The sequence below is a fragment of the uncultured Veillonella sp. genome, assembly GCF_934190855.1.
Taxonomy (GTDB): domain Bacteria; phylum Bacillota; class Negativicutes; order Veillonellales; family Veillonellaceae; genus Veillonella.
This window is the reverse complement of sequence record NZ_CAKPTN010000120.1, coordinates 1-5,023: the sequence shown is the minus strand read 5'-3', so window position 1 is coordinate 5,023 and position 5,023 is coordinate 1. Positions and strand designations below refer to the sequence as shown.

Sequence of the window (5,023 nt, the reverse complement as noted above, 5' to 3'; positions counted from 1 at the left end):
GGCGCAAAAGACGCTCACAAATGGAACTTCGATGGTGGAGTGACTTATGGTTGGTCCGATAAAACTGGTATTCAATATGGTTACCATGGTTTGAATACTAAACATCTTGATACTGACATGCATGAATTGAACTTAGTTCGTTCTTTGAACAAAAATGTTGCAGTATATGGTGGTTATGCTCGTATCCATAATCATGATGCTGGTGGCACTAACAACATTGCGCAAGCAGGTGTAATTGGTAAAACTAACCTTGGCTCTAAAGTAGAAGTTTACGGTAAAGCTGGTGTAGGTACTAAGAACACTACAGTTTTAGAAGCTGGTTTAGGCTATAAAGTTAATGAAGACTGGGATATCAATGCTGGTTACCGCTACATCAATACTAAAGCAAATGAAGATCATAATGTATCTTTCCAAGGTCCAGTAGTTGGCTTGTCCTACCGTTTCGGTGGTCAAAAATCCGTAGCTCCTGTATACACTCCAGCTCCAGCTCCTGTATACACTCCAGCTCCAGCTCCTGTAGTAGAAGCTCCTGTATATAAAACTCCTAAATTGGACTACTATGTACAATCCATCTACTTCGATTCCGACCAAGATGTAGCTCGTGCAGACCAATATCCAAACTTGACAGCTGCTGTAAATGCTGCTCACCAATACCCACAAGACCAAGTTAAATTGTTAGGTAATGCTGATACTGATGCAAATCCTCAATACAACATTGGTTTGTCCGAACGCCGCGTACAATACGTAGCTCAATACTTAGTAAATAATGGCGTATCTGCTGATCGCTTCATCGGTATCGCTAATGGCGACACTAAACCAGTGGCAACTAACTCCACTGCAGCAGGTAAAGCTGAAAACCGTCGTGTAGACGTTTACATTCACCGCTAATCTTTAAACTAATTTAGATTAGACATATAATAAAGTCCACCTTCTATCATGCTCTCGTGTTCATCGGGGGACCGAGCATGTGATAAGGTGGACTTTTATGTTATACTAAACTTGCATACAATCGTAGGTCATACAATGTTCATTAAGATTTGATAATGTATGCGGTGTGAGTATAGTAAAGTAGGTTATATATGAAAAAATTTAAATATTACAAACCTCTCATAGGTGCTATCATACTAGCTGGTGTTATGATCATGATGGCCCTCAGGATAAGTGATATTGCTAGTGCTATTGATGCTATTATTACAGCATTTGTCCCACTTATCGTAGGTGCCTGTATTGCCTTTGTACTAGATATTTTAGTAGTACGCTATGAGCGATGGCTTTGGCCTAAGAGTGAATCTGGATGGAGGTATAAGATACGGCGACCTCTCAGTCTGGTGCTATCTTTTGTGACAATTAGTGTGATCGTGTATTTTATTGCACGTTTGGCGCTTCCTCAATTAGTTCATTCTATGTCGATTATTGTGGCATCTTCGCCTCAACTGTATGCGGATTTCCAAGTTTGGATGCAGCATCTTACAGAAACAATTCCAATGGCATCTAATCAGACGCTTATGGATACGTTGAGTGGTGAAAGTATCGTTAAGTATACCCGTGAATGGGGTACTAAAGGCGGTACATACATTGTTAATGCAATGGGAACTGTTTTATCTTGGACATTAAATATTGGTCTTGGATTGATCTTTGCTATTTATATGCTCCTTGATAAAGAACGCCTTATGATGCAAGGCAAACGCATTTTAAAAGCCTACGCATCTGATGAATGGGTAAATCGTGTTAGTTATGTAACTCGAGTGGCGGTTCAAACTTTTAGTAATTTCTTTGTAGGCCAGTTTATTGACGCCTTGATTTTAGGCGTTATGGTAGGTATTACTTTATGGCTGTTTAACATTGAATATGCTACAACCATTGCCTGTGTAATTGGTCTTACTGGTTTGATTCCATTACTTGGTATCTATGTAGGTGGCGTTATCGGTGCGGTTATGTTGCTCACTGTTAGCCCTATGGATGCATTAATTTATGTGATTATTTTAGAAGTGCTTCATCAAATTGAAAGCAACTTCATTTACCCTAAAATCGTCGGTAACTCCGTTGGCTTACCAGGGTTATGGGTGTTTGCTGCGGTTATCGTAGGCGGTAGCTTGATGGGGGTCACTGGCATGTTGATCGGTGTTCCTTTAGTAGCTACATGCTATAAATTACTTATGTCTGATGTAGATGAACGACTTGCATCAAATGAAGGTTTATAGTATATTGTCTAAATAATACGACTATTTATGTATGTTTTGTGTGCTGTTGAGTATGGCACGGACTTATAGTAATTCTAGTATGTGAATTACTTTTACTATTCGTGAAAGTATCGCATATAGTAGGAGGATATGTAATGAATAAAAAGTTAATTTCTATGGCATTAACTGGTGTATTGGCAGTGGGCGTACTATCTGTTGCTACACCAAGTGTGGCAGATGCACGTAAAACAAAGCCAGAAACAAGTACTGATATTTCTGTACAACGTGCACCAGGTGAGTCCATGGTTATGACTATGAGTAAAATTGGTACTATTTTCCAAAATCGTTACCCGAATGCTGCACTTCATTCCGTAGAGCTTAACTCTAACGACTTAAACTATGGTTATAAAGTTGTTGGTTATAGTAAATATCATCAATACAAGATGAAAATCGACGTAATCACTGGTAATACTTCCAATATGGAAGAAGGTGGCAAACCTAAAAAAGTCATCGGTGAAATCTTCAATAAAGATCGAGTAATTGAGTCTGCCCAAGCAGAACGCGTTGCTAAACAACAACTTGGCGCTGACGCTGTTATGAAGGGCTGGAAAATCGAAGCACACGACGGTAAAATCTTGTATTATGTAACAATGCATCAAGATGGTAAAAAAGTAGTTGTTACAGTAGATGCTGAAACAGGTGCTTATGTAGAGCAATCTAAAGCCTATAAATTACCGCCTGAGCCAGATCAAGGTTTCGATGGCCGCAAAACAAATCTTATCTTTGGTAGTGGCATCGATATGGGTCGCTAACTTATTATGTGATAACCTAAAAAGAGCTGAAGACAAAATCTTCAGCTCTTTTTGTTTATAGAATGGTACCTATATTATGGTATTTATATTATAGATCTGTGCTCCTGTGATGTATTGTTCTCAACGGATTTACAGATAACAAAAGGACTGTGTTTATACACAGTCCTTTTTGTCGTTACTATATAGTTATTTTTACCAACGGTGTTCGTAGTATACTTGTGTCCACATAATAACTTCTACAAGGGAAGGATGTGGGCTCATTGTTTCACCTACAGTGATAACGGATTTAGGATCCATTTCACGAGTAATGCCTTTTTCACGTAAGCGTTTAGTACGTTCAGATGCGATTTCCTCATTGATTGCTGTCAACGGAGTTACGCCGCTGTTCATAAGGTTTACATATGGTTGGAAGAGGATGGAAGCTTGAGGGCCTGTTACATGCATACCAAGGATATGGTTAGTATCTTTGTCTACCACAATTTTTACAAAGCCGTCATTTACATCGCCAGGGTTGATACCCATTGCATAGCCTTTAGCTGTAGAGGAGTAGTAGTTTTTGCCTACGCCTACGTTGTAACCAGCTTTAATAGCCTCTGCTTCAGTAAGGCCTACGCTACCAATTTCAGGGTAGGAGAATGTAACTTTAGGCAATGTATCATAACGTGCCCAACGGTAATCTGCTTCGTTTTTAGCATAGAAGAGATTATGCGCAATAATATCTGCTTCGTAGTTTGCACGGTGGCGGAATGCAGGTTCACCATTTACATCACCTAGTGCATAGATACCATCAACGGATGTTTCTAAAAATTCGTTAGTTTTGATCCAGCCTTTAGGCCATGTTTCGATACCCGTGTTTTCAAGGTGAAGCTCTTCCACAGCGGGGCGAATGCCTGCAGCTACAAGGATTTCTTCAACTTTAGTTTCTGTGATTTCACCAGTTGTACGATCTTTAGTAACGACTACTTTGAGGCCATCCTCTTGGCGGACTTCAACCGTATCTTGGTTTAGAATTACATTGATGCCACGTGCTCTGTAGTTGTTTAGTAGATGTTCAGACATATCTGCATCTTCTTTTGGTACTAAACGTACATTATGTTGAAGAATTGTTACTTCTGTACCAGCAGATGCAAATACATGTGCGAATTCAACACCGATTGGACCTGCACCGAGTACAGCAAGAGATTTGTATGGTTGCTTAGGGAATTTGTCGCCAAAGAGGCTTTCACTAGTAAGATAGCCTGCCTCTTGAAGTCCAGGTACATTTGGTACATTACTATAGCCACCAGTACCAAGGATAATTGTAGGTGCTGTAATTTCTACAATGCCAGAACCATCGTTAAGATGAATGTTCATCACTTTGTCAGATACGAAGCTTGCGGCACCACGATATACGTCTACATTGTCATAGGCATTGTAGTAGTCGTAGATGCCAGCGGATTCGTCGATTTTAAACCATGTACGTTTGGAGACAGTATCCCAGTCCATAGTAGCAGAATCAACATTAATACCGATTTTTTTGAATTCCTCTACTTCTTGGATCGCATTGGCTGCTGTAACCATAACTTTTGTAGGAATACAACCGCGAGTTAGGCAGGTACCACCAAATTTGCCTTTTTCTATGATGGCCACTTTAAAGCCTTTTTTTAGCGCAGCGTCAGCAACGATAGTGGCGCCGCCTGTACCAACTACAATAATATCGTATTGTTTCATGTTGATTCCTTTCTATATATATCTACTAATAGTTATTATCATTAACTCTATTATACCATTACATTGAAGAAAATCAATGTAGTTGGATGTAAAAAAAGACGGTCCCGAAGGACCGCCTAAGAATGTTTTAGTTCCAATCTTCATGGTAGCCACGTTTTGCATAGTCTGCAGTAGCTGTGAAGAGAATGTCTGTGCTAGAGTTAAGCGCAGTTTCTGTAGAGTCTTGTAATACACCGATGATAAAGCCAACGCCTACAACTTGCATTGCTACGTCGTTGGAGATACCGAATAGGGAACAAGCTAATGGAATAAGTAGTAAAG

4 protein-coding genes and 1 pseudogene are annotated in these 5,023 nt (G+C 39.7%); 3 read left to right on the top strand and 2 right to left on the bottom strand.

All coding sequences use genetic code 11. The features are described 5' to 3' along the window. From Q0F90_RS07130 to Q0F90_RS07120, 3 genes are all read left to right on the top strand, one after another. Positions 1–888, top strand: an 888-nt coding sequence (locus Q0F90_RS07130; RefSeq protein ID WP_296004351.1) for an OmpA family protein, incomplete at its 5' end; no start/stop codon positions are given. A 191-nt stretch (positions 889–1,079) separates the two neighbouring features. Next, a complete protein-coding gene (locus Q0F90_RS07125; RefSeq protein WP_296004350.1) occupies positions 1,080–2,201 on the top strand; it encodes an AI-2E family transporter in 1,122 nt (373 codons plus the stop codon). 134 nt (positions 2,202–2,335) lie between these two features. Continuing rightward, on the top strand, positions 2,336–2,992 hold the full coding sequence (locus Q0F90_RS07120) for a PepSY domain-containing protein (RefSeq protein ID WP_296004349.1): 657 nt from the start codon (positions 2,336–2,338) through the stop codon (positions 2,990–2,992). Between the two features lie 192 nt (positions 2,993–3,184). On the opposite strand, the gene Q0F90_RS07115 is transcribed toward Q0F90_RS07120, so the two are convergent. Together Q0F90_RS07115 and Q0F90_RS07110 are read right to left on the bottom strand one after the other, a co-directional pair. Beyond that, positions 3,185–4,702, bottom strand: coding sequence for an NAD(P)/FAD-dependent oxidoreductase (locus Q0F90_RS07115; RefSeq protein WP_296004348.1), 1,518 nt, complete (start codon positions 4,700–4,702; stop codon positions 3,185–3,187). 127 nt (positions 4,703–4,829) lie between these two features. Further along, positions 4,830–5,023: pseudogene (locus Q0F90_RS07110) on the bottom strand (serine/threonine transporter SstT); the annotation flags it as partial.

Excerpts from the sequence above, each read along its gene's own strand:
- Q0F90_RS07125 (WP_296004350.1), top strand. The coding sequence starts at position 1,080 with ATGAAAAAATTTAAATATTACAAACCTCTCATAGGTGCTATCATACTA.
- Q0F90_RS07120 (WP_296004349.1), top strand. The coding sequence starts at position 2,336 with ATGAATAAAAAGTTAATTTCTATGGCATTAACTGGTGTATTGGCAGTG.
- Q0F90_RS07115 (WP_296004348.1), bottom strand. The coding sequence starts at position 4,702 with ATGAAACAATACGATATTATTGTAGTTGGTACAGGCGGCGCCACTATC.